4 protein-coding genes and 1 pseudogene are annotated in these 2,981 nt (G+C 64.2%); all 5 read right to left on the bottom strand.

Features of this window, described 5'->3' with window-relative positions; all coding sequences use genetic code 11:
- Positions 1 to 403 (bottom strand): annotated as a pseudogene (locus JHC99_RS18245) (tRNA (guanosine(37)-N1)-methyltransferase TrmD); the annotation flags it as partial.
- 254 nt (positions 404 to 657) lie between these two features.
- On the bottom strand, positions 658 to 1,002 hold the full coding sequence (locus JHC99_RS18250; RefSeq protein ID WP_292156107.1) for a HepT-like ribonuclease domain-containing protein: 345 nt from the start codon (positions 1,000 to 1,002) through the stop codon (positions 658 to 660).
- Positions 999 to 1,316, bottom strand: coding sequence for a nucleotidyltransferase domain-containing protein (locus JHC99_RS18255; protein ID WP_292156108.1), 318 nt, complete (start codon positions 1,314 to 1,316; stop codon positions 999 to 1,001). Before JHC99_RS18255 ends, JHC99_RS18250 begins: the two co-directional genes overlap by 4 nt.
- Before the next feature lie 60 nt (positions 1,317 to 1,376).
- Positions 1,377 to 1,877 carry a hypothetical protein gene (locus JHC99_RS18260; RefSeq protein ID WP_292156109.1) on the bottom strand — a complete coding sequence of 167 codons (501 nt, stop codon included), beginning with the start codon at positions 1,875 to 1,877 and terminating at the stop codon, positions 1,377 to 1,379.
- Between the two features lie 13 nt (positions 1,878 to 1,890).
- On the bottom strand, positions 1,891 to 2,981 hold a 1,091-nt coding region (locus tag JHC99_RS18265; RefSeq protein WP_292156110.1), incomplete at its 5' end, for a thiamine pyrophosphate-dependent enzyme.

Here is a 2,981-nt window from a genome sequence, read left to right on the forward strand (position 1 = left end):
CTCCGACGGAGACCTCCTCGAACCCGCGTGCGTCGAGCACCCGCTGATCCACCCCTTCGAACCGGCCGCACAGGACGGTGATCCCGTCCGCCTTGGCCCATTCCTTGACGCGCGCCTGGGTCAGGGGCCGACCGCGTGCGCTCATGTACAAAAGCGGCCGGGACGACCCCTCGACACTGTCCAGTGCCCGGGCCACCACGTCCGCCTTCAGAACCTGTCCGGGGCCGCCACCCGCAGGGGTGTCGTCCAGGAAGCCGCGCCTATCCTCGGAAAAGGCCCGAATGTCAACCAGATCGAGACTCCACAGCCCCTTCTCGCGCCACGCCGTGCCGATCAGCGACACGCCGAGCGGCCCGGGAAAGGCTTCCGGGAACATGGTCAGGACGGTGGCGGTGAAGGGCATGGGCGGTGTTCGACGAGGCGGCGAAAAAACAGGGTCTGAAAGGTCTGAATAGTCTGAAATCCCGGTTCGGACCGGCGCGGAGGCTTTGCACAAACCCAAAGCTGGGGCGACGGTCACTATACCACGGGCCGAAACCATGCGCGGTCGAACGGCCCGAGTATGCAACTTAGATGCCTTCGCCGGACATGTTCAGCTGGCCGGGAAGCGGCCCAGAAAGCGTTCAACGCTTTCATTCCATGAGAAAATCCTGGCTGCTAACCTCTATCCAGCTCTGCCAACATCTCCGTCACCGCGTGTTGCAAGACATCGAGATCATTGCGCAATATGTCTGCGATCACGCGCGGAGCCACCCGGTCGTAGGCATGACGCAGCACATTGCCGATGTCCGCAATGCCTCGCCAGTCGATGTCGGGGTAGCGAGCTTTGGAAACGTCGGAAAGGCTACGACTGGCCTCGGAAATGACCTCCAGACACCGCTCAACGATGGCGCGCTCGTCGGACAATGGACTGGCGACAAGCACCGCATCAGGGTCGAAACGGCGAAGCCGTTCGATGCGATTGAGCATATCGGTGATGGCGGGGCGAGGATCACGCTTCAAAAGACGCGGACCCCCGAAGCGATGATGCGATCTTTCAGCATCGGGTGGAGGCTTTCACGGCTCATGAAATCGACCTTCTGTCCGATCAGGTCTCCGATCTCTCCCGACAGGCCGAAATAGGCGAATCCGAAATGGCGTTCGGGATCAAGATCACCGAACAGATCGACATCGCTGTCGGGGCCCGCCTCATCCCGTGCCGTAGAGCCGAACAGGAACAGGGACACGATCCCCATCTGGCGCAGGCGCGATTCGAGATCACGAAGCCTGGTCAGAGCCTGGTCACGCAAAAGCGGGCGGGTCAGCGTTGCGGCCATGACGAGACCATAGCGCCGATGCCGAAATACCTCAAACGCGAGCCAGCCGAGGAAGCCGGCTCAGGAAATCCAGGTCTCCGCACAACGCTCGACCTGCCAAGGGTCTTGGCGATCGCGGCGTCGCAACAGACAAATCGACCCGGAACCGGCAAGAAGACCACCACTCACCCAGCTCTCAATGAGGGCAAGACGCCCGTCTCTACCAAAGATGGGGCGTGAATATCCGGCACCACCCGGCAAGTCATCCGGTGGGCCTTCAGAGCCTGAAAAGCCAAATGAAGGATCGCAATCCTCCACGCGGCCGATGCTGACCGGGGGTGGCGGACCAGATCGAATGTTGATGATGTCGGCCTGCGCCAAGCCAGGAAACCACGCCCTCAAATCCGAGTCGGGTGGACGAACCGCCGGTGCCAGATCGCCGTAGATCGATCCACCCTGATACCTGACGAAGAGGTGGCATTCCTCATCGTTCAGCGGCTGCCGCGGCAATGCCTGGGGCGTTGTGCATCCTGTAGTGCCCTCAACAAGCACGACGATCAGGACAGTGATCAGATACTTCATCGTGATCAGTGAGCTACGCGCCCCTCAACCCCGTGATCGTCCGGCCCGGTGCGATGTCCTCGGCGGAGGTGATCAGGTGGACGATGGCGGGTTGTCCGGCGTTTCGGGCGGCAGCGAGGGCGGCGGGGAAGGCCTCGGTCGTTTCGCAGCGGATGCCGAAGGCACCGAAGGCCCGGGCGTACTGGACGAAGTCGGGGTTCTTCAGGTCGGTGGCGATGACGCGGCCGGGGTAGTCGCGCTCCTGATGCATCCGGATGGTGCCGTAGGTGCCGTTGTCGACGATGACGGTGACGGTGTTGATCCCGTACTGGACCGCCGTGGCCAGCTCCTGTCCCGTCATCAGATATTCGCCGTCGCCGGCGACGCAGACCACATCGCGATCCGGATACAGGCATTTGGCGGCGACGGCGGCGGGATAGCCGTATCCCATGGCGCCCGAGGTCGGGGCCAGCTGGGTGTGCATGGCGGCGTGCGGGAAGAACCGGTGCAGCCAGGCGGCGTAGTTGCCTGCGCCGTTGGTAATGATGGCGTTGTCGGGAAGGGCGGCCCGAAGATGGGCCATGCACTCGCTCATGTTCGCCGCGCCGGTGACCGGGATCGGGGTGGTGAAGGCTTCCCACGCGGCGTGGCCCGCGTTCGCCTGATCGTGCCAGGTGCGGCCGGGCTCGATCTCCGACAGGGCCAGGGCGGCCAGCGACACGTCGGCGGCGGCGCTCATCAGGGGCGGCCAGACACGGCCAAGTTCCTCGGGGCCCGGGTGGATATGGATCAGGGACTGCGGAGTCTTCTCGCGGTCGAGCAAGGTGTAGCCTTGCGTCGGGTTCTCGCCCAGCCGGGCGCCGACGGCGATGATCAGGTCGGCACCCCTGACCCGCTGGACCAGCAACGGATTGGGACCGAGACCCAGGTCGCCGACATAGTTGGGCCGGTCGTTGGAGATCAGGTCCTTGCGCCGGAACGACAGGGCCAGCGGCAGGCCGATACGCTCGGCCCAGTCGCCGATGGCGGTGGTGGCTTCCTGCGTCCAGCCTGAGCCGCCCAGCACCAGGATCGGTCGTTCGGCCTTGGCCAGATGCGACCCGACCTCGGCGACGAAGGCGGGGT

The organism is Brevundimonas sp. (assembly GCF_016463485.1).
Taxonomy (GTDB): domain Bacteria; phylum Pseudomonadota; class Alphaproteobacteria; order Caulobacterales; family Caulobacteraceae; genus Brevundimonas.

Coding starts and splice junctions, on each gene's coding strand:
- JHC99_RS18255 (WP_292156108.1), bottom strand. CDS start 1,316: ATGGCCGCAACGCTGACCCGCCCGCTTTTGCGTGACCAGGCTCTGACC.
- JHC99_RS18260 (WP_292156109.1), bottom strand. CDS start 1,877: ATGAAGTATCTGATCACTGTCCTGATCGTCGTGCTTGTTGAGGGCACT.